The sequence below is a fragment of the Variovorax sp. LARHSF232 genome, from assembly GCF_052871435.1.
The window spans coordinates 110,342-130,088 of the sequence record NZ_JBIXJS010000012.1 but is presented as its reverse complement, the minus strand read 5'-3'; the positions used below and the strand labels follow the sequence as shown (position 1 = coordinate 130,088).

Sequence of the window (19,747 nt, the reverse complement as noted above, 5' to 3'; positions counted from 1 at the left end):
GAGGCTTCTATTGTCCCAAGTGATCGAGTTTGGCCTCGACGTCCTTCGCAAAGCGCTCAATGAACATGAGGGCTCTGACCTGCGCCGCGGCTTCCGTGTAGGCGCCCTTTTCGTCGATCAGCCGGTCGAGCGAGGACAGCGCGCGGCGGCGGGCGCCATCGACTTCCTCGTGCAGGGCCTCGAGCGCCTTGACGTCATGCGCGTCGTCCAGCGACTCGCGCCACTCCATCTGCTGCATCAGGAAGTCCGCCGGCATCGCCGTGTTGTGCTCGGCATCGATCTTGGCGCCGTTCAGCGCGCAGAGGTAGCTCGCACGCTTGATCGGATCCTTGAGCCGCTGGTAGGCCTCGTTGATGCGCACCGACCACTGCATGGCCACCCGCTGCGCAGCCGCGCCCTGGGCAGCAAAGCGGTCCGGATGCGCTTCGCGCTGAAGTTCCTTCCAGCGCGTGTCCAGCGTCGTGCGGTCCTGCGCAAAGGTGGGCGGCAGGTCGAACAGTTCGAAATCGGTGGCGTCTAGATGCATGAGCAGAAAAAAGCCGCCAACAAACTCTGGTGGCGGCTGGGGCGTGGTGCCGGTGGCGAATCAGATGCGAAAGCTCTCGCCGCAGCCGCAGCGGTCACGCTCGTTCGGGTTGTTGAACTTGAAGCCCTCGTTGAGGCCTTCGCGCACGAAGTCGAGTTGCGTGCCGTCGATGTAGGCCAGACTCTTCGGGTCGATCAGCACCTTCACGCCGTGGTCTTCGAAGACCACGTCTTCCGGCGACGCTTCGTCGACGTATTCGAGCTTGTAGGCCAGACCCGAGCAGCCGGTCGTCTTCACGCCCAGGCGCACGCCCAGGCCCTTGCCCCGCTTGCCGAGGTAACGATTGACGTGGCGCGCAGCGGCCTCCGTGAGCGTAACGGCCATGTTCAGTTCGCTGCTTCGACAACCGGCGCAACCGCGCCGTGCTTTTGCTTGTAGTCGCTGACGGCGGCCTTGATGGCGTCTTCCGCCAGGATCGAGCAGTGGATCTTCACCGGCGGCAGCGCCAGTTCTTCGGCGATCTGCGCGTTCTTCAGAGCAGCCGCCTCGTCCAGCGTCTTGCCCTTGACCCATTCGGTCACGAGCGAGGATGAAGCAATGGCCGAGCCGCAGCCGTAGGTCTTGAAGCGTGCATCTTCGATCACGCCGGTTTCCGGGTTGACCTTGATCTGCAGCTTCATGACGTCACCGCAGGCGGGCGCACCCACCATGCCGGTGCCAACCGAGTCGTCGCCCTTGTCGAAGGAGCCGACGTTGCGCGGGTTTTCGTAGTGGTCGATGACCTTGGATGAATAGGACATGGGGTACCTCTTCTCAATCTCTGGTTCTGTGTTGTCTCAATGCGCCGACCACTGGATGGTGCTCAGGTCGACGCCGTCCTGGAACATTTCCCACAGAGGGCTCAGCTCGCGCAGCTTGGCCACGTTGTGCTTGATGGTCGAGACGGCGTAGTCAATCTCTTCCTCGGTGGTGAAGCGACCGATGGTCATGCGCAGGCTGCTGTGGGCCAGCTCGTCGCTGCGGCCCAGGGCGCGCAGCACGTAGCTCGGCTCCAGGCTGGCCGAGGTGCAGGCGGAGCCGCTGGAGACGGCCAGGCCCTTGATGCCCATGATCAGCGACTCGCCTTCCACGTAGTTGAAGCTCATGTTCAGGTTGTGCGGCACCCGGTGCGTCAGGTCGCCGTTGATGAAGACCTGCTCGACGTCCTTGAGGCCGTCGAGCAGGCGCTTCTGCAGCGCTTGGGCCTTGGCGATGTCTTGCGCCATCTCGAGCTTGGCCAGGCGGAAGGCCTCGCCCATACCGACGATCTGGTGCGTGGGCAAGGTGCCAGAACGCATGCCGCGCTCGTGGCCGCCGCCGTGCATCTGGGCCTCGAGCCGCACGCGGGGCTTGCGGCGCACGTACAGGGCGCCGATGCCCTTGGGGCCGTAGGTCTTGTGCGAAGCCAGGCTCATCAGGTCGATCGGCAGCTTGGTGACGTCGATCTCGAGCTTGCCGGTGGCCTGCGCCGCGTCGACGTGGAAGATCACGCCCTTCTCGCGGCAGGCATTGCCCAGCGCGACCACGTCCTGGACCACGCCGATCTCGTTGTTGACGAACATCACGCTGGCCAGGATGGTGTCGGGGCGGATCGTCGCCTTGAACTTCTCCAGGTCGAGGAGGCCGTTTTCCTCGACGTCCATGTAGCTGACTTCGAAGCCCTGGCGCTCCAGGTCGCGCATGGTGTCGAGCACGGCCTTGTGCTCGGTCTTCACCGTGATCAGGTGCTTGCCCTTGCCCTTGTAGAAGTGGGCCGCGCCCTTGATCGCGAGGTTGTTGGATTCGGTGGCGCCGGAGGTCCAGACGATCTCGCGCGGGTCGGCACAGATCAGCTCGGCCACATAGCCGCGCGCCTTCTCGACGGCCTCTTCGGCTTCCCAGCCCCAGGCATGGCTGCGCGACGCCGGGTTGCCGAAATGCTCGCGCAACCAGGGAATCATCGCGTCGACCACGCGCGGATCAACCGGCGTCGTCGCGCCATAGTCGAGATAGATCGGGAAATGAGGAGTGACGTCCATGGCTGGCTCAGGCTGGCGTGGGTTGTTTTCTTGGCTTTTGCGAAGGCTCAGGTCAGGTGCACCCCGGGCCGCAGGCCCCGGGCGCGCCGCGCGATATCAGGACTTGGCGAAGACGTTGCCCAACGCGAAGACCGAATTCGGCGCATTCACGCGGATCGGCTTGACGACTGGCTGCGCCGAAATCGCGCGCTTGACGGCCGGCTTGTTCTCGATCGTGACGCCCTTGGCGAGTTGGTCGTCGACCAGCTTTTGCAAGGTGACCGAATCGAGGAACTCGACCATGCGCTGGTTGAGCGAGGCCCACAGCTCGTGCGTCATGCAACGGCCGGCTTCGCCCAGGCAGTTTTCCTTGCCGCCGCACTGCGTGGCATCGATCGGCTCGTCGACCGAGACGATGATGTCGGCCACGGTGATTTCGGACGCCTTACGGCCCAGCGAATAACCGCCGCCGGGGCCGCGAGTCGACTCGACCAGCTCGTGACGGCGGAGCTTGCCGAACAGTTGCTCGAGGTAGGAAAGAGAAATCTGCTGCCGCTGGCTGATTGCGGCGAGCGTGACCGGACCGCTGTTCTGGCGCAGCGCCAGATCGATCATGGCCGTGACCGCAAAACGGCCCTTGGTAGTGAGACGCATCGCAAGCTCCTTTTGTGCTTACCGTTGAAATGACACCAGGGTTTTGACCCGGATGACCTCGTCTCCGCCTTTACCGGCTGGCTTGGTAACTGGGAGATCCAGTCCGTTGGAGCCGGCCCTTCATCGCGAAGTTCTTCTGTTGTTGAGTAATTAGGTCAAGTATACCAGAAGCCCTTGGCCGCGCCCGGGTAAATACCAATGGGAAAGCCAATCGCCCCCATTGGCGCCGTCAATCGCAGATTAGTCGGCTTATTTCCCGGGCGAAAGCACCGCCACGTTGTCGTGGCCGGAGCCGCCGAAGGCCTGCTCGCGCAGCAGCGCCAGTTGGTCGCGCACCCGGGCTGCCTTCTCGAACTCGAGATTGCGGGCGTGCTCCAGCATGAGCTTTTCCAGCCGCTTGATCTCGCGCGAGATGTCCTTCTCGCTCATGTCCTCGACCTTGGCGCGCTCCAGCTCGAGCTTGGCCGCTTCCTTGCCGCTCTTTTCGCTGTAGACGCCATCGATCAGGTCGCGCACCTGCTTGACGATGCTGCGCGGCGTGATGCCGTGCGCCTCGTTGTGCAGGATCTGCCTGGCACGGCGCCGCTCGGTCTCGCCGATCGCCTTCTTCATCGACTCGGTCATGCGGTCGGCATAGAGAATGGCCTTGCCGTTCAGGTTGCGCGCCGCCCGGCCGATGGTCTGGATCAGCGAGCGCTCGGCCCGCAGGAAGCCTTCCTTGTCAGCATCCAGGATCGCCACCAACGACACCTCCGGGATGTCCAGCCCTTCGCGCAGCAGGTTGATGCCCACCAGCACGTCGAAACTGCCGAGGCGCAGGTCGCGCAGGATCTCGACCCGCTCCACCGTGTCGACGTCGCTGTGCAGGTAGCGCACCTTGACGCCGTTGTCCGACAGGTAGTCGGTCAGCTGCTCCGCCATGCGCTTGGTCAGCGTGGTGATCAGCACCCGTTCGTTCTTGTCGACGCGGATGCGGATCTCCTGCAGCACGTCGTCCACCTGGTGGGTGGCGGGACGCACCTCCACCTCGGGGTCGATCAGGCCGGTGGGACGCACCAGTTGCTCCACCACCTGGCCGGCATGCTGCTTCTCGTAGTCGGCCGGCGTGGCCGACACGAAGACGCACTGGCGCATGCGCTTCTCGAACTCCTCGAACTTCAGCGGCCGGTTGTCCAGCGCCGAGGGCAGCCGAAAGCCGTACTCCACCAGCGTGGTCTTGCGCGAGCGGTCGCCGCTGTACATGGCATTGAGCTGGCCGATCATCTGGTGGCTTTCGTCCAGGAACATCAGGGCGTCCTTGGGCATGTAGTCGGTCAGCGTGGCCGGTGGCTCGCCCGGCGCGGCGCCCGACAGGTGCCGCGTGTAGTTCTCGATGCCCTTGCAGTGGCCGATCTCGGCCAGCATTTCCAGATCGAAGCGGGTGCGCTGCTCCAGCCGCTGGGCCTCCACCAGCTTGTTGTCGCCCAGCAGTTGCTTCAGGCGCCCATCCAGCTCCAGCTTGATGGTTTCGACCGCGTTCAGCACCTTGTCGCGCGGCGTCACGTAGTGGCTGGAAGGGTAGATGGTGAAGCGCGGAATCTTCTGGCGGATCCTGCCGGTCAGCGGGTCGAAGAGCGAAAGCGATTCCACCTCGTCGTCGAACAGCTCGATGCGGATCGCCAGCTCGCTGTGCTCGGCCGGAAACACGTCGATGGTGTCGCCGCGCACGCGGAAGGTGCCGCGGGCAAAGTCCTGCTCGTTGCGCGTGTACTGCATGCGGATCAGCCGGCCGATCACGTCGCGCTGGCCGATCTTGTCGCCGGTGCGCAGGATGAAGCGCATCTGCGTGTAGTCCTCCGGGGTGCCGATGCCATAAATGGCGCTTACGGTGGCCACGATGATGGTGTCGCGCCGCTCCAGCACGCTCTTGGTGGCCGACAGGCGCATCTGCTCGATGTGCTCGTTGATCGAGCTGTCCTTCTCGATGAACAGGTCGCGCTGCGGCACGTAGGCCTCGGGCTGGTAATAGTCGTAGTAGCTGACGAAGTACTCGACCGCGTTCTTCGGGAAGAACTCGCGGAACTCGCTGTACAGCTGCGCCGCCAGCGTCTTGTTGGGCGCGAACACGATGGCCGGCCGGCCCAGCCGGGCAATCACGTTGGCCATGGTGTAGGTCTTGCCCGAGCCGGTCACGCCCAGCAGGGTCTGGAACACCTCGCCGTCCTGCACGCCTTCCACCAGCGCATCGATCGCGCCCGGCTGGTCGCCGGCCGGCGGATAGGGCTGGTACAGCTCGAAGGGCGAATCGGGAAAACGCACGAATTCACCCTGCGCGGCGGGGCCGACGGAGCCGGTGGCAGGCGAGGCAGGCAGGACTTCAGGCAGTTCAGACATAGGGTGTTCCCGCAGGAGATGTGTGGCGAACGGTAAAATTCAAGGGAACTGGATAGGTTAAACCCACCCGCCAGTTCGCAAGAAGCCCGGCCGCGAGCCCGGGCGATCCGACCACCCAAAGGACTTTTTCCACCATGTCTATGTTCAACGCCGTCGAAATGGCGCCGCGCGACCCGATTCTTGGCCTCAACGAGCAATACGCTGCCGACACCAATCCGAACAAGGTCAACCTGGGCGTGGGCGTCTATTACGACGACAACGGCAAGCTGCCGCTGCTGGAATGCGTGAAGGCGGCCGAAGCGGACATGTTGAAGGCGCCCAGCGCCCGCGGCTACCTGCCGATCGACGGCATCGCCGCCTATGACAGCGCCGTGAAGGGCCTGGTGTTCGGCGCCGACAGCGAGCCGGTAAACTCGGGCCGCATCGCCACCATCCAGGCCATCGGCGGCACCGGCGGCCTGAAGGTCGGCGCCGACTTTCTGAAGAAGATCAACCCGGGCGCCAAGGTGCTGATCAGCGACCCCAGCTGGGAAAACCACCGCGCCCTGTTCACCAACGCCGGCTTTCCGGTCGAAACCTACCCCTACTACGACGCGCAAAAGCTGGGCGTCAACTTCGACGGCATGCTGGAAGCCCTGGGCGCAGCCCCCGCCGGCACCATCGTCGTACTGCACGCCTGCTGCCACAACCCGACCGGCTACGACATCACCCGCGAGCAGTGGGACCAGGTGATCGGCGTGGTGCGGGCCAAGAACCTGGTGCCTTTCCTGGACATGGCCTACCAGGGCTTCGGCTACGGCATCGCCGAAGACGGCGCGGTGATCGGCAAGTTCGTCAAGGCCGGCCTCAGCTTCTTCGTCTCGACCTCCTTCTCCAAGAGCTTCAGCCTCTACGGCGAGCGCGTGGGCGCCCTGTCGGTGCTGTGCAAGGACAAGGAAGAAGCCGGCCGCGTGCTGTCGCAGCTGAAGATCGCCATCCGCACCAACTACAGCAACCCGCCGATCCACGGCGGCGCCGTGGTGGCCGCCGTGCTGAACGACCCGCAGCGCCGCGCGCTGTGGGAGAAGGAGCTGGCCGAGATGCGCGTGCGCATCAAGGCCATGCGCCAGACGCTGGTGGACGGCCTGAAGGCCGCCGGCGTGAAACGCGACATGAGCTTCATCGTCCAGCAGATCGGCATGTTCAGCTACTCGGGCCTGACCAAGGACCAGATGGTGCAACTGCGCAACGAATTCGGCGTGTATGGCACCGATACCGGCCGCATGTGCGTGGCGGCGCTCAACAGCAAGAACATCGACTACGTCTGCCAGAGCATCGCAAAAGTTCTTTAAGTTCGTGAACTAGTGGCCGCGCCCCAAGGCGCGTTCACAAAGTTGAGACACTTCGCGCAGTCCTAGGGAACTCTCGCCTGCAAATGGCAACAAGCCCTTGATATATTGCACTGCAGCGAAGAATCAAAGGTCTCCAAAATGCTTTATCAGCTTTACGAAGCCCAACGCTCCTTGATGGAGCCGTTTGCGGACTTTGCCCAGGCCGCCTCCAAACTGTTTGGCGCCGGCTCGGGTTTCAGCCATCTACCGATGTCGCAGCGCATGTCCGCCGGCTACGACCTGCTCTACCGGCTGGGCAAGGACTACGAAAAGCCCGAATTCGGCATCAAGACGGTGCAGGTCGACGGCGACGACGTGGTCATCCACGAAGCCGTCGAGCTCGACAAGCCTTTCTGCGAGCTGCGCCGCTTCAAGCGCTACACCGACGATCCGCACACCCTCTCGATACTCAAGGCCCAGCCGGTGGTGTTGATCGTGGCGCCCCTGTCGGGCCACTACGCCACCTTGCTGCGCGACACGGTGCGCACCATGCTGCAAGACCACAAGGTCTACATCACCGATTGGAAGAATGCGCGCCTGGTGCCGCTGTCGGAGGGTGAGTTTCACCTGGACGACTACGTCAACTACGTGCAGGAATTCATCCGCCGCCTGCAGGACGAGTACGGCCACTGCCACGTGATGAGCGTGTGCCAGCCCACCGTGCCGGTGCTGGCCGCGGTTTCGCTGATGGCCAGCCGCGGGGAGCAATTGCCCCTGTCGCTGACCATGATGGGCGGCCCGATCGACGCCCGCAAGTCGCCCACCGCGGTCAACAACCTGGCGATGAACAAGAGCTTCGAGTGGTTCGAGAACCATGTCATCTACCGGGTGCCGCACGGCTTCCCGGGCGAAGGCCGGCGCGTGTACCCAGGCTTCTTGCAGCACACCGGCTTCGTCGCCATGAACCCGGACCGCCATGCAAAGAGCCACTACGACTACTTCAAGGACCTGATCAAGGGCGACGATGCCAGCGCCGACGCGCATCGCACCTTCTACGACGAATACAACGCCGTACTCGACATGGACGCGGACTACTACCTGGACACCATCCGCACGGTGTTCCAGAAGTTCGACCTGGTGCATGGCACCTGGGACGTGGAGAACGCCGAAGGCGAGATCGAGCGCGTGCGTCCGCAGGACATCCGCGGCAGCGCGCTGCTGACCATCGAGGGCGAACTCGACGACATCTCGGGCTCGGGCCAGACCGAGGCGGCGCACGATCTGTGCACCGGCGTGCCGGCGGCCAAGCGCAAGCACTACGAAGTCCAGGGCGCGGGCCACTACGGCATCTTCAGCGGACGCCGTTGGCGCGAGAAGGTCTATCCCGAGGTAAAGGCCTTCATCACTGCGCACGACCAGCCGCAGAAGCACCGCTCCAGTCGCGCGGCGGTGAGCTCCGAAGACACGATTCGCGCCGGCGCCCTCCAGCCCAAGCCGCGCGCGCGCACGGCCGCAGCGGCAGCCCAGAAGGCCGCCGCACGCCCGGCACGCCAGAGCACCGCAGTCCCCCGCAAGAAGGCGACCGCGGCGCGGCGCTGACGCCGCTGCCATGGACACGCTGGCCGCACGCATCAACGATGCACTGCCGCAGACGCAGTGCACGCGCTGCGGCTACGCGGACTGCGCGGCCTACGCGACGGCCATCGCCGATGGCGAGGCCGACATCCACCAATGCCCGCCCGGCGGGGCCGAAGGCATCGAACGCCTGGCTCGCATCACCGGCCGCCCCGTGAAGCCGCTGGGCAGCGAATTCGGCACCGAGGGCCCGCGCGCCCTGGCGGTAATCGACGAGCACTGGTGCATCGGCTGCACGCTGTGCCTGGAAGCCTGCCCCACCGACGCCATCCTGGGCATCAACAAGAAGATGCACACGGTGATCGAGGTGCACTGCACCGGCTGCGAGCTGTGCATTCCGGTGTGTCCGGTCGATTGCATTTCCCTGGACGTGGCCACGCCCGGCCGCAGCGGCTGGCAAGCCTGGTCGGCCGAGCAGGCCGGCGCGGCGCGCGTCCGCTATGCCGTGCACAAGGCGCGCTATGGCGCCAAGGAGGAGCCGGCCGAGGCGGCGCCTGCTCCTGCTCCTGAAGCCACTGCTGCCACAGCGCCGGCCGACGATGCCGCGGCGCGCAAGCGCGCGGTGATCGAGGCCGCCCTTGCCAAGGCCCGCGCACGCATTCCTGGAGCCAAGACTTGAACACCGACACCCTGCTTCTCTTTGCAGCCGCCTCCTTCGTGCTGGCCGTCACCCCCGGGCCGACCATGCTGCTGGCCCTGTCCAACGGCATTTCCGGCGGCATGCAGCGTGCCAAGTGGGGCATGGCGGGCGCCCTCATGGGCAGCACCATCGTGATTGCCGTCGTGGCGCTCGGCCTGGGCTCCTTGCTGGCGGCTTCCGAATGGCTGTTCAATGCGCTGCGCGTGGCGGGCGTGATCTATCTGGTCTGGATCGGCGTCAAGCTCTGGCGCAGCCCTGCGCCCGATGTGGCGGCGGCCATCGCCGCGCCGGATACGGAGCCGCAAGGCCGCCTGGCGCTGACGCGCAGCCTGACGGTGGCCGTGTCGAACCCGAAAACCGTGCTGTTCTTCGGCGCCTTCCTGCCCCAATTCATCGACACCGCTCAGCCGCAGGGCCTGCAGTACCTGGTCCTGGGCACGATCTTCATCGGCCTGGACGCCTGCATCATGCTGGCCTACGCCGGTGCCGGCACGCAGGCGATGCGCTGGCTGTCGCAGCGCAGCCTGCAGCGGCTCAACCGCGGCTGTGCAGCCGGCATGTGGGCGCTGGCCGCCACGCTCGCCTTCTGGCGCCGCCCAGGCGCCTGAGCGCTCGGCTTCTCAGGCTCGGCGCTTCCACAGAAGCAGCAGCACGCCCGCCAGCACCACGGCCACGGCATACCACTCGAAGCGCGTCACCGTCTCGCCGGCCACCCACACCCCCAGCAGCATCGCGATCACCGGGTTGACGAAGGTATAGCTGGCCGCCAGCGAGGCCGGGGCGCGCGCCAGCAGCACCATGTAGGCGTTGAAGGCGATGAGCGAGCCGAACACCACCAGGTAGAGCCAGGCGGCTGCCGCCACCGGCTGCGGCGGCCAGACCCAGCGCTCGCCGGCGACGAGCGACATCAGCATCAGCAGCACGCCGCCGCAGATCATCTCGCTGGCAAAACCCATCGCACCTTGCGCCAGCGGCAGGCTGCGCTGGCTCAGCACGCTGCCCAGCGACCAGCTGAGGCAGGCGATCGCAATGGCCAGCAAGCCGCCCGGCGAAGCCTGGAAGCCACTGCCTTGCGTGAGCATCAACACGCCCGCCAAGCCCAGCGCGATGCCGGCCGCCTCGACGCGGCGCGGCGCAATGCCCCAGAGCAGATTCAGCAGCGCAATCATCAAGGGCACCACGGCAATGAAGGCGACCACCAGGCCGGAGCCAACGGTCTGCTCGGCATAGGCAACACCCCCCATGCCGCCGCCCAGCATCAGGCCGCCGATCACCAGCGCATTGCGCCACTGCAGGCGCGCCGGCCAGGGCGCGCCGCGCCAGCGCATCCACGCCGCCAGCAACAGCCCGGCCACCAGGAAGCGCGAGCCCATCTGAATGAAGGGCGCGAAGCTCAGAAGCGCGTACTTGATCGCCAGGTAAGTCGACCCCCACACCACCCAGGTGGCGGCGAGGCACAGCAGGACAAAGGGCGGCAGGCTCGCGCCGGCAAAGCGCGGCGTGGGATTGGCGGTGCGGACAAGGGAGTTCATGGCTTGAGATGGTATGAAGGCCGCCGCCCACCTTCCATGCCACATCAACGGTTCTTCCGCCAGAATTCCGTTGATTCAAAGGAATTTCATGAACGGCACCTTGAACCTTGCGATCGACGCCCACGACACCCGGATCCTGGCCGAATTGCAGGCCGATGCGCGCCTGAGCATGGCCGAGCTGGGGCGCCGCGTGCACCTGAGCCAGCCGGCGGTGACGGAGCGCGTGCGCAAGCTGGAGGGCGCCGGCGTCATCAGCGGCTACCGTGCCTCGGTGGATCTGGGCAAGCTGGGCTATGGCATCCGGGCGCTGATCCGCGTGGGCCGTGCCGACTACAACAAGGTCGTCAAGCTGGTGCAGCAGACGCCCGAATGCGTCAATGCCTACAACGTCACCGGCGACGACAGCTGGGTGCTGGAGATCGCCGTGCAGGACGTCAGCCACCTGGACGAAGTGGTCAGCAAGTTCTGCCTGCTCACCGAAACCGCGACGTCGATCATCCTGAACGTGGCGCGCGAGCACCACCCGATGCTGCCGCCGCAGCCCGCGGCGGCAACATCGCCCAAACGCAGGCCCGTCAGGGCTGCCGCTGCAGGGCCTTGAAGGCTGCCGTCACCTCCGGCGGCGCCTGCACCAGCTCGATCAGCACGCCCTCGCCCGCAATCGGAAATTCCTCGTTCGATTTGGGGTGCAGAAAGCAGATGTCGAAGCCGGCCGCGCCCTTGCGGATGCCGCCCGGGGCAAAGCGCACGCCCTGGCTCGTCAGCCACTCCACGGCCACCGGCAGATCGTCGATCCACAAGCCGATGTGATTGAGCGGTGTCGCGTGCACGGCGGGCTTCTTGTCCGGGTCGAGCGGCTGCATCAGGTCAACCTCGACCTTGAAGGGGCCGCTGCCGATGGCGCAAATGTCCTCGTCGACGTTTTCGCGCTCGCTCTTGAAGGTGCCGGTGACTTCCAGGCCCAGCATCTCGACCCAGAGCTTCTGCAGGCGCAGCTTGTCGCGGCCGCCGATGGCGATCTGCTGGATGCCGAGCACCTGGAAAGGACGGTTGCTGTTCATGCGCCGCCCTCCTGCGCTTCCTGCGTCCGGCGGGCCTGCACGCCCAGCTTGCGCAGCAGCTGCACATCGGCCTCGACGTCCGGGTTGCCGGTGACCAGCAGCTTGTCGCCATAGAAGATCGAATTGGCGCCGGCCATGAAGCACAGCGCCTGCACCGCTTCGCCCATCTGCTGGCGGCCGGCCGACAGCCGCACGCGCGCCTTCGGCATCGTGATGCGCGCCACCGCGATCATGCGCACGAAGTCGAAGGGATCGATCGGCTCGGAATCGGCCAGCGGCGTGCCGGGCACGCGCACCAGGCTGTTGATGGGTACCGATTCCGGGTACGGGTCCAGGTTGGCCAGTTGCGCGATCAGTCCGGCGCGGTGCACCGGCTGCTCGCCCATGCCGACGATGCCGCCGCAGCACACGCTGATGCCGGCGGCGCGCACCGCGGCCAGCGTGTCGAGCCGGTCCTGGTAGGTGCGCGTGTCGACGATGTCGGTGTAGTACTCGGGCGCGGTGTCCAGGTTGTGGTTGTAGTAGTCCAGGCCCGCGTCCTTGAGCTGCCGCGCCTGGTGCGGCTCCAGCATGCCGAGGGTGGCGCAGGTCGACAGGCCCAGGCCCTTCACCGCCTCGACCAGCGCCGCCACCTTTTTCACGTCGCGGTCCTTGGGGGCGCGCCAGGCGGCGCCCATGCAAAAGCGGGTGGCGCCGGCATCCTTGGCGGCTTGGGCGGCGCGCACAACCTCATCGACTTCCATCAGCTTTTGCGCCTTGACGCCGGTGTCGAACTCGGCCGACTGCGGGCAGTACCCGCAGTTCTCGGGGCAGCCGCCGGTCTTCACCGACAGCAAGGTGGCCAGCTCGATGTCGCCTTCGGGAAAATGGTGGCGATGCACGGTCTGCGCCTCGAACAGCAGGTCCATCAGGGGCTTGTCCAGCAGTGCCTGCACCGCCTCGATCGACCAGGGCCCCTGGGCCGGCTGCGCGGCGGCCTTGGCCGGCCGATGCAGTTGGACCGTCTGTTGCTGCAAATCGTTGGCACCCATCAGCTGAACTCCAAAATGACTTGATCCACCGCCAGCGATTCACCCTTGCCGGCCGAAACCTTGCCGACCACGCCGTCCTGCGTGGCGAAGAGCACGTTCTCCATCTTCATCGCCTCGATCACGGCCAGCTTCTCGCCGGCCTGCACCTGCTGGCCCGGCTGCACCGACACCTCGACCAGAAGGCCGGGCATGGGCGACATCAAATACTTGCTGAGGTCCGGCGGCGCCTTGTAGGGCATCAGCTTGAACAGGCGCGCGCCCAGCGGCGACAGCACCATCGCCTCGACCTGCGTGCCGTCGTGCGACACGCGCAATGCCAGCGGGTTCTTGCCGGCGCCGCGCTCCACCTGCGCAGTGAAGGGCTGGCCGTTGACCAGGCCCCGCACCACGACGGCGCCCAGTGCCGCGCTGCTGCTCAATTGGTAGGTCTTGCCGTTCACGCTGACGGCGCTGGAGCCCGTGCTTCCCTCGTAGTCCGTCACCGAAACGTCGGTGTGGCGTTGCTCGCCGCCCTCGCCCACCGTGACCACGACGAACTGCTCGCCGATCTTCACGCCATGGCCGTTGAGCTGCCCGCTGATGCCCGAGGCGCGGGCGCGGTAGCGCCGGTGCATGAAGGCCGCCAGCGCCAGCAGGAAGCCGGGCTCCTGGTGCGGCACGTCTTGCGCATGGAAGCCCTTGCCGTAGTGCTCCGCGATGAAACCGGTGTTGAAATCGCCCGCGACGAACTTCGGGTGCGCCAGCAATGCCGCCTGGAAGGGAATGTTGCTGCTGACACCGCGAATCACGAAGCCGTTGAGCGCCTCGCGCATCTTGGCGATGGCATCCATGCGGTCCTTGCCGTGCACGATGAGCTTGGCGATCATCGAGTCGTAGTACATCGGGATCTCGCCGCCGTCGTAGACGCCGGTGTCCATGCGTACGCCATCCAGGTGCGCGGTGTCGGCGGCGAACATACTTGTTGCCGGCGGCTGGAACTTCACCAGGCGGCCGGTGGACGGCAGGAAGTTGCGGAACGGGTCTTCCGCGTTGATGCGGCACTCGATGGCCCAGCCATCGCGCTTCACATCCGCCTGCGCAAGCGGCAGCGCCTCGCCCGCCGCCACGCGGATCATCAGCTCGACCAGGTCCAACCCGGTGATGCATTCGGTGACGGGGTGCTCCACCTGAAGACGGGTGTTCATCTCCAGGAAGTAGAAGCTCTGGTCCTTGCCGACGACGAACTCCACCGTGCCCGCGCTCTGGTACTTGACGGCCTTGGCGAGCGCCACGGCCTGCTCGCCCATCGCCTTGCGCGTTTCGTCGCTGATGAAGGGCGACGGCGCCTCCTCGATCACCTTCTGGTGGCGGCGCTGGATCGAGCATTCGCGCTCGTTCAGGTAGATCACGTTGCCGTGCGCATCGCCCAGCACTTGGATCTCGATGTGGCGCGGCTCCTCGACGAACTTCTCGATGAACACGCGGTCATCGCCGAAGCTGTTGCGCGCCTCGTTGCGGCAGGACGCGAAGCCATCGAAGGCTTCCTTGTCGTTGAAGGCCACGCGCAGGCCCTTGCCGCCGCCGCCTGCACTGGCCTTGATCATCACCGGGTAGCCGATGTCACGCGCGATTTCCACCGCGCGCTCGGCCGACTCGATGGCGTCGTTCCAGCCCGGAATGGTGTTGACCTTGGCCTCGTTCGCCAGCTTCTTGGAGGCGATCTTGTCGCCCATGGCCGCGATCGAATAGTGCTTGGGGCCGATGAAGACGATGCCTTCTTCTTCCACCTTCTTGGCGAAGGCCTCGTTTTCCGACAGGAAGCCGTAGCCGGGATGCACCGCCTGCGCGCCCGTGGCCTTGCAGGCCGCGATGATTCGGTCGGCCTGCAGATAGCTCTCACGGCTGGGCGCGGCGCCAATGTGCACGGCTTCGTCGGCCAGTTCCACATGGCGCGATTCCTTGTCGGCGTCGGAATAGACGGCGACAGTCAGGATGCCCATCTTCTTGGCGGTTTGAATGACCCGGCAGGCGATCTCGCCACGGTTTGCAATCAGGATCTTCTTGAACATGTTCTTGCTCCCCAATCTCAAAGGGGGATGTTGCCGTGCTTGCGCCACGGGTTGTCGAGCTTCTTGTCACGCAGCATCACCAGCGAGCGGCAGATGCGCTTGCGCGTTTCATGCGGCAGGATGACGTCGTCGATGTAGCCGCGCGCGCCGGCCACGAAGGGGTTGGCGAAGCGGGCCTTGTACTCGGCCTCGCGGGCGGCCAGCTTCTCGGCGTCGTTCTTGTCTTCACGGAAGATGATCTCCACTGCGCCCTTGGCGCCCATCACCGCGATCTCGGCGCGCGGCCAGGCCAGGTTGACGTCGCCGCGCAGGTGCTTGGAGGCCATCACGTCATAGGCGCCGCCGTAGGCCTTGCGGGTGATCACGGTGATCTTGGGCACCGTGCACTCGGCGTACGCGTACAGGAGCTTGGCGCCGTGCTTGATGATGCCGCCGTACTCCTGGCTGGTGCCGGGCATGAAGCCGGGCACGTCGACAAAAGTGACGACCGGGATGTTGAAGGCATCGCAAAAGCGAACGAAGCGCGCGGCCTTGATCGACGACTTGATGTCCAGGCAACCGGCCAGCACCAGCGGCTGGTTGGCCACGATGCCCACGGTCTGCCCATCCATGCGGCCGAAGCCGATCACGATGTTCTTGGCGTAGTCGGGCTGCAGCTCGAAGAAGTCGCCGTCGTCGACCACCTTCACGATCAGCTCCTTCATGTCGTAAGGCTTGTTCGGGTTGTCGGGCACCAGGGTATCGAGCGACATCTCGAAGCGGTCGGCCGGGTCGCCGCTGGGACGCACCGGCGGCTTCTCGCGGTTGTTCAGCGGCAGGTAGTTGTACAGGCGCCGCAGCATCATCAGCGCCTCGACGTCGTTCTCGAAGGCCATGTCGGCTACGCCGCTCTTGGTGGTGTGGGTGGACGCGCCGCCCAGCTCCTCGGCCGTGACTTCCTCGTGCGTGACGGTCTTCACCACCTCGGGGCCGGTCACGAACATGTAGCTGCTGTCCTTCACCATGAAGATGAAGTCGGTCATGGCCGGCGAATACACCGCACCGCCGGCGCAGGGGCCCATGATCATGCTGATCTGCGGCACCACGCCGGAGGCCAGCACGTTCTTCTGGAACACATCGGCATAGCCGCCCAGCGAGGCCACGCCTTCCTGGATGCGGGCACCGCCCGAATCGTTCAAACCGATCACCGGCGCGCCGACCTTCATGGCCTGGTCCATCACCTTGCAGATCTTCTCGGCGTGCGCTTCGGAGAGCGCGCCGCCGAACACGGTGAAGTCCTGGCTGAAGACGAAGACCAGGCGGCCATTGATCATGCCGTAGCCGGTGACCACGCCGTCGCCCGGGATCTTCTGGTTTTCCATGCCGAAGTCGGTGCAGCGGTGCTCGACAAACATGTCCCATTCTTCGAACGTGCCGTCGTCCAGCAGCAGCTCGATGCGTTCGCGCGCCGTCAGCTTGCCCTTCTTGTGCTGCGCGTCGATGCGCTTCTGGCCGCCGCCCAGGCGGGCCTGGGCGCGACGCTTCTCCAGTTCGTCGATGAGTTCTTGCATGGTGTCTTTCGGGGAAAAGTGGATCGTGTTCTTGAGAGTGCGCGTGCGTACGGCGGATCAGGCGTTGCGTGCAGCCGCCGCAAGCAGGCTGCGCGCCGCCGTCGATGCAGGCAGCTGGCCGTCGGCCACCTGCTGTAAAACTTGAGGCAGCAGCATACGCACCTGCGGGTGCTGCTTGAAGGCCTGCTTGAGGCCGGCGTCGATGCGCTCCCACATCCATGTCAATGCCTGCTTCTCGCGGCGCCGGGCCAGCCGGCCGTTGGCGGCCTGCACGGTCTTGAAGCGCGTGACTGCACGCCAGAAATCCTCGATGCCCGTGCCGGCCAGGGCGCTGAGCTGCAGCACTTGCGGCAGCCAATGCGCCAGCTCGGCGCCGCTGGCAGCATCGTGCATGGCGGCGAGGTGCTCCGGGTTGCCGTGGTGGCCGAACAGGCGCAGCGCCGAGGTGATCTGGGCCTGGGCACGGGTGGCGGCGTCGCGGTCGAGGTCGGCCTTGTTGATGAGCACCAGGTCGGCCAGCTCCATCACGCCCTTCTTGATGGCTTGCAGGTCGTCGCCGGCATTGGGCAATTGCATGAGCACGAACATGTCGGTCATGCCCGAGACGGCGGTTTCGGACTGGCCCACGCCCACCGTCTCGACGATCACGACGTCATAGCCGGCGGCCTCGCACACCAGCATGGCCTCGCGCGTCTTCTCGGCCACACCGCCCAGCGTGCCGCTGGACGGGCTGGGCCGGATGTAGGCGCGCTCGTGCACCGACAACCGTTCCATGCGCGTCTTGTCGCCCAGGATGGACCCACCCGACACGCTGGACGACGGGTCAATGGTGAGCACCGCCACGCGGTGCCCCTGGTCGATGAGATGCAGGCCCAACGCCTCGATGAAAGTCGACTTGCCCACGCCCGGCACGCCCGAGATGCCCAGGCGAAAGGACTTGCCGGTGTGCGGCAGCAGCGCCGTCAGCAGCTCATCGCCCTGCGCGCGGTGGTCCGCGCGCGTCGATTCGAGCAAGGTGATGGCCTTGGCGATGGCGCGCCGCTGCGACAGGCCAGGCGCGGCAAGCACCGATTCGGCAGTAAGCGGAGGCTGCGCCACCTTCAGGCTACCGCGGCGCGAATCTGCTCCAGCACGTCTTTGGCGCTGGCAGGAATCGGCGTGCCCGGGCCGTAAATGCCCTTGACGCCCGCCTCGTACAGGAAGTCGTAGTCCTGGCGCGGGATCACGCCACCGACGAAAACGATGATGTCGTCGGCGCCCTGCTTCTTGAGTTCTTCGATGATGGCCGGCACCAGCGTCTTGTGGCCGGCCGCCAGGGTGGAGACGCCCACCGCGTGCACGTCGTTCTCGATGGCCTGGCGCGCGCATTCTTCCGGTGTCTGGAACAAGGGACCCATGTCCACGTCGAAGCCCAGGTCGGCGAAGGCTGTGGCCACCACCTTGGCGCCGCGATCGTGACCATCCTGGCCCAGCTTGGAGATCATCACGCGCGGACGGCGGCCTTGGCTCTCGGCGAAGGCGTCGATCTCGGTCTTGAGGTTTTCCCAGCCTTCGGCCGAGTCGTAGGCAGCAGCGTACACACCGGTCACCTTTTGCGTGTCGGCGCGATGGCGCCCGTATGATTTTTCCAGCGCGTCGGAGATCTCGCCGACGGTGGCGCGCAGCCGCACGGCCTGAATGCTCAGCTCGAGCAGGTTGCCCTGGCCGGATTCCGCGGCCTGCGTCAACGCATCGAGCGCGGCCTGCACCTTGGTGCTGTCGCGCTCGGCACGAACCTTGGTCAGGCGGGCGATCTGCTGGTCGCGCACCTTCACGTTGTCGATCTGCAGGATGTCGTGCGTGTCTTCGTTCTTCAGCTTGTACTTGTTGACGCCGACGATCACGTCCTTGCCCGAGTCGATGCGCGCCTGCTTCTCGGCGGCGGCGGCCTCGATCTTCAGCTTGGCCCAGCCGGAATCCACCGCGCGGGTCATGCCGCCCATGGCCTCGACCTCTTCGATGATGGCCCAGGCGGCATCGGCCATGTCCTGCGTCAGCTTTTCCATCATGTAGCTGCCGGCCCAGGGATCGATCACGTTGGTGATGTGGGTCTCTTCCTGGATGATGAGCTGCGTGTTGCGGGCGATGCGGGCCGAGAACTCGGTGGGCAGCGCAATCGCCTCATCCAGCGCGTTGGTGTGCAGCGACTGCGTGCCGCCGAACACGGCGGCCATCGCCTCGATGGTGGTGCGCACCACGTTGTTGTACGGGTCCTGCTCGGTGAGCGACCAGCCCGAGGTCTGGCAGTGCGTGCGCAGCATCAGGCTTTTGGGGTTCTTGGGCTCGAACTCCTTCATGATGCGGCACCACAAGAGGCGTGCGGCGCGCATCTTGGCCACCTCCAGATAGAAGTTCATGCCGATGGCCCAGAAGAAGGACAGGCGGCCGGCGAAGTCGTCCACGTCCAGCCCCTTGGCCAGCGCCGTCTTCACGTATTCCTTGCCGTCGGCCAGGGTGAAGGCCAGTTCCAGCGCCTGGTTGGCGCCGGCTTCCTGCATGTGATAGCCGCTGATGGAGATCGAGTTGAACTTCGGCATGTTCCTGGCCGTGTACTCGATGATGTCGCCGATGATCCGCATGCTCGGCTGGGGCGGGAAGATGTAGGTGTTGCGGACCATGAACTCCTTGAGGATGTCGTTCTGGATGGTTCCGCTCAACTGGTCCTGGCTCACGCCCTGCTCTTCCGCCGCCACCACGTAGCCGGCCAGCACAGGCAGCACGGCGCCGTTCATGGTCATGCTGACGCTCACCTTGTCCAGCGGGATCTGGTCGAACAGGATCTTCATGTCCTCCACGCTGTCGATCGCCACGCCGGCCTTGCCGACGTCGCCGGTCACGCGCGGATGGTCCGAGTCGTAGCCGCGGTGGGTCGCCAGGTCGAAGGCCACCGACACGCCCTGGCCGCCCGCGGCCAGCGCCTTGCGGTAGAAGGCGTTGGATTCTTCGGCCGTGGAAAAGCCCGCGTACTGGCGGATGGTCCAGGGGCGCACCGCGTACATGGTGGCCTGCGGGCCGCGCAGGTAAGGCTCGAAGCCCGGCAAGGTGTCGGTGTATTTCAGGCCTTGCAGGTCGGCCGCGGTGTAGAGCGGCTTCACGGCGATGCCGTCGGGCGTGATCCAGTTGAGCGCCTCCACGTTGCCGCCGGGAGCGGATTTGGCGGCAGCCTTGGCCCAGGCTTGCAGGTCGGCGGGTTGGAATTTGGGATCGGTTGTGCTCATGAAGGGCTCTGGCTCGATAAGGGGATTTCCCGAAAAGGCTCAGGAATCGACATCGACGAGTTTAACATTCATAATTATTAATTCAAAGAGCTCG

The 19,747-nt window shown here is 65.5% G+C and carries 18 protein-coding genes; 5 read left to right on the top strand and 13 right to left on the bottom strand.

Going from position 1 to position 19,747, the window contains the following annotated elements; translation table 11 throughout:
- Positions 1–7: 7 nt before the first annotated feature.
- From hscB to uvrB, 6 genes are all read right to left on the bottom strand, one after another.
- Positions 8–526: a Fe-S protein assembly co-chaperone HscB gene (gene hscB / locus ACIPRI_RS23870; RefSeq protein ID WP_446623985.1), complete on the bottom strand. Its 519-nt coding sequence runs from the start codon at positions 524–526 to the stop codon at positions 8–10.
- Positions 527–586: 60 nt separating this feature from the next.
- Complete coding sequence (gene iscA / locus ACIPRI_RS23865) at positions 587–910, bottom strand: iron-sulfur cluster assembly protein IscA (protein WP_446623984.1); 324 nt, start codon at positions 908–910, stop codon at positions 587–589.
- A 2-nt stretch (positions 911–912) separates the two neighbouring features.
- Entirely contained in the window at positions 913–1,326 is a 414-nt protein-coding gene (iscU, locus tag ACIPRI_RS23860; RefSeq protein WP_446623983.1) for a Fe-S cluster assembly scaffold IscU, read from the bottom strand.
- A gap of 36 nt (positions 1,327–1,362) precedes the next feature.
- On the bottom strand, positions 1,363–2,583 hold the full coding sequence (locus ACIPRI_RS23855) for an IscS subfamily cysteine desulfurase (protein ID WP_446623982.1): 1,221 nt from the start codon (positions 2,581–2,583) through the stop codon (positions 1,363–1,365).
- Positions 2,584–2,679: 96 nt separating this feature from the next.
- Complete coding sequence (gene iscR / locus ACIPRI_RS23850; RefSeq protein ID WP_446623981.1) at positions 2,680–3,216, bottom strand: Fe-S cluster assembly transcriptional regulator IscR; 537 nt, start codon at positions 3,214–3,216, stop codon at positions 2,680–2,682.
- 249 nt (positions 3,217–3,465) lie between these two features.
- Positions 3,466–5,589, bottom strand: a complete 2,124-nt coding sequence (gene uvrB, locus ACIPRI_RS23845) for an excinuclease ABC subunit UvrB (protein ID WP_446623980.1) — start codon at positions 5,587–5,589, stop codon at positions 3,466–3,468.
- 134 nt (positions 5,590–5,723) lie between these two features.
- Between uvrB and ACIPRI_RS23840 the strand changes: the two genes are divergently transcribed.
- From ACIPRI_RS23840 to ACIPRI_RS23825, 4 genes are all read left to right on the top strand, one after another.
- Complete coding sequence (locus ACIPRI_RS23840; protein WP_446623979.1) at positions 5,724–6,920, top strand: amino acid aminotransferase; 1,197 nt, start codon at positions 5,724–5,726, stop codon at positions 6,918–6,920.
- Between the two features lie 138 nt (positions 6,921–7,058).
- Positions 7,059–8,498, top strand: a complete 1,440-nt coding sequence (locus tag ACIPRI_RS23835) for a polyhydroxyalkanoate depolymerase (RefSeq protein WP_446623978.1) — start codon at positions 7,059–7,061, stop codon at positions 8,496–8,498.
- 10 nt (positions 8,499–8,508) lie between these two features.
- Entirely contained in the window at positions 8,509–9,153 is a 645-nt protein-coding gene (locus ACIPRI_RS23830; RefSeq protein ID WP_446623977.1) for an RnfABCDGE type electron transport complex subunit B, read from the top strand.
- Complete coding sequence (locus tag ACIPRI_RS23825) at positions 9,150–9,782, top strand: LysE family translocator (RefSeq protein ID WP_446623976.1); 633 nt, start codon at positions 9,150–9,152, stop codon at positions 9,780–9,782. The genes ACIPRI_RS23830 and ACIPRI_RS23825 overlap by 4 nt, the downstream gene beginning before the upstream one ends.
- Before the next feature lie 12 nt (positions 9,783–9,794).
- On the opposite strand, the gene yedA is transcribed toward ACIPRI_RS23825, so the two are convergent.
- Positions 9,795–10,706 (bottom strand): drug/metabolite exporter YedA, encoded by a 912-nt coding sequence (gene yedA / locus ACIPRI_RS23820; RefSeq protein ID WP_446623975.1) that lies wholly within the window; start codon positions 10,704–10,706, stop codon positions 9,795–9,797.
- A gap of 88 nt (positions 10,707–10,794) precedes the next feature.
- Between yedA and ACIPRI_RS23815 the strand changes: the two genes are divergently transcribed.
- Positions 10,795–11,307, top strand: a complete 513-nt coding sequence (locus ACIPRI_RS23815) for an Lrp/AsnC family transcriptional regulator (protein ID WP_446623974.1) — start codon at positions 10,795–10,797, stop codon at positions 11,305–11,307.
- On the opposite strand, the gene ACIPRI_RS23810 is transcribed toward ACIPRI_RS23815, so the two are convergent.
- The 6 genes from ACIPRI_RS23810 to scpA are packed head-to-tail and all read right to left on the bottom strand — an operon-like array spanning position 11,282 to position 19,653.
- Positions 11,282–11,767, bottom strand: a complete 486-nt coding sequence (locus ACIPRI_RS23810) for a VOC family protein (protein WP_446623973.1) — start codon at positions 11,765–11,767, stop codon at positions 11,282–11,284. The two genes, ACIPRI_RS23815 and ACIPRI_RS23810, sit on opposite strands and share 26 nt — an antisense overlap.
- Entirely contained in the window at positions 11,764–12,798 is a 1,035-nt protein-coding gene (gene bioB / locus ACIPRI_RS23805; RefSeq protein ID WP_446623972.1) for a biotin synthase BioB, read from the bottom strand. The genes ACIPRI_RS23810 and bioB overlap by 4 nt, the downstream gene beginning before the upstream one ends.
- On the bottom strand, positions 12,798–14,846 hold the full coding sequence (locus ACIPRI_RS23800; protein WP_446623971.1) for an acetyl-CoA carboxylase biotin carboxylase subunit: 2,049 nt from the start codon (positions 14,844–14,846) through the stop codon (positions 12,798–12,800). The genes bioB and ACIPRI_RS23800 overlap by 1 nt, the downstream gene beginning before the upstream one ends.
- A gap of 17 nt (positions 14,847–14,863) precedes the next feature.
- Complete coding sequence (locus ACIPRI_RS23795) at positions 14,864–16,396, bottom strand: acyl-CoA carboxylase subunit beta (protein ID WP_446623970.1); 1,533 nt, start codon at positions 16,394–16,396, stop codon at positions 14,864–14,866.
- Between the two features lie 57 nt (positions 16,397–16,453).
- Positions 16,454–17,494, bottom strand: coding sequence for a methylmalonyl Co-A mutase-associated GTPase MeaB (gene meaB, locus ACIPRI_RS23790; RefSeq protein ID WP_446623969.1), 1,041 nt, complete (start codon positions 17,492–17,494; stop codon positions 16,454–16,456).
- Between the two features lie 2 nt (positions 17,495–17,496).
- The gene (gene scpA, locus ACIPRI_RS23785; RefSeq protein WP_446623968.1) at positions 17,497–19,653 is read right to left on the bottom strand and encodes a methylmalonyl-CoA mutase; all 2,157 of its coding nucleotides are present in this window, start codon (positions 19,651–19,653) and stop codon (positions 17,497–17,499) included.
- Between the last annotated feature and the right edge of the window lie 94 nt (positions 19,654–19,747).

Coding starts and splice junctions, on each gene's coding strand:
- hscB (WP_446623985.1), bottom strand. CDS start 526: ATGCATCTAGACGCCACCGATTTCGAACTGTTCGACCTGCCGCCCACC.
- iscA (WP_446623984.1), bottom strand. CDS start 910: ATGGCCGTTACGCTCACGGAGGCCGCTGCGCGCCACGTCAATCGTTAC.
- iscU (WP_446623983.1), bottom strand. CDS start 1,326: ATGTCCTATTCATCCAAGGTCATCGACCACTACGAAAACCCGCGCAAC.
- ACIPRI_RS23855 (WP_446623982.1), bottom strand. CDS start 2,583: ATGGACGTCACTCCTCATTTCCCGATCTATCTCGACTATGGCGCGACG.
- iscR (WP_446623981.1), bottom strand. CDS start 3,216: ATGCGTCTCACTACCAAGGGCCGTTTTGCGGTCACGGCCATGATCGAT.
- uvrB (WP_446623980.1), bottom strand. CDS start 5,589: ATGTCTGAACTGCCTGAAGTCCTGCCTGCCTCGCCTGCCACCGGCTCC.
- ACIPRI_RS23840 (WP_446623979.1), top strand. CDS start 5,724: ATGTCTATGTTCAACGCCGTCGAAATGGCGCCGCGCGACCCGATTCTT.
- ACIPRI_RS23835 (WP_446623978.1), top strand. CDS start 7,059: ATGCTTTATCAGCTTTACGAAGCCCAACGCTCCTTGATGGAGCCGTTT.
- ACIPRI_RS23830 (WP_446623977.1), top strand. CDS start 8,509: ATGGACACGCTGGCCGCACGCATCAACGATGCACTGCCGCAGACGCAG.
- yedA (WP_446623975.1), bottom strand. CDS start 10,706: ATGAACTCCCTTGTCCGCACCGCCAATCCCACGCCGCGCTTTGCCGGC.
- ACIPRI_RS23815 (WP_446623974.1), top strand. CDS start 10,795: ATGAACGGCACCTTGAACCTTGCGATCGACGCCCACGACACCCGGATC.
- ACIPRI_RS23810 (WP_446623973.1), bottom strand. CDS start 11,767: ATGAACAGCAACCGTCCTTTCCAGGTGCTCGGCATCCAGCAGATCGCC.
- bioB (WP_446623972.1), bottom strand. CDS start 12,798: ATGGGTGCCAACGATTTGCAGCAACAGACGGTCCAACTGCATCGGCCG.
- ACIPRI_RS23800 (WP_446623971.1), bottom strand. CDS start 14,846: ATGTTCAAGAAGATCCTGATTGCAAACCGTGGCGAGATCGCCTGCCGG.
- ACIPRI_RS23795 (WP_446623970.1), bottom strand. CDS start 16,396: ATGCAAGAACTCATCGACGAACTGGAGAAGCGTCGCGCCCAGGCCCGC.
- scpA (WP_446623968.1), bottom strand. CDS start 19,653: ATGAGCACAACCGATCCCAAATTCCAACCCGCCGACCTGCAAGCCTGG.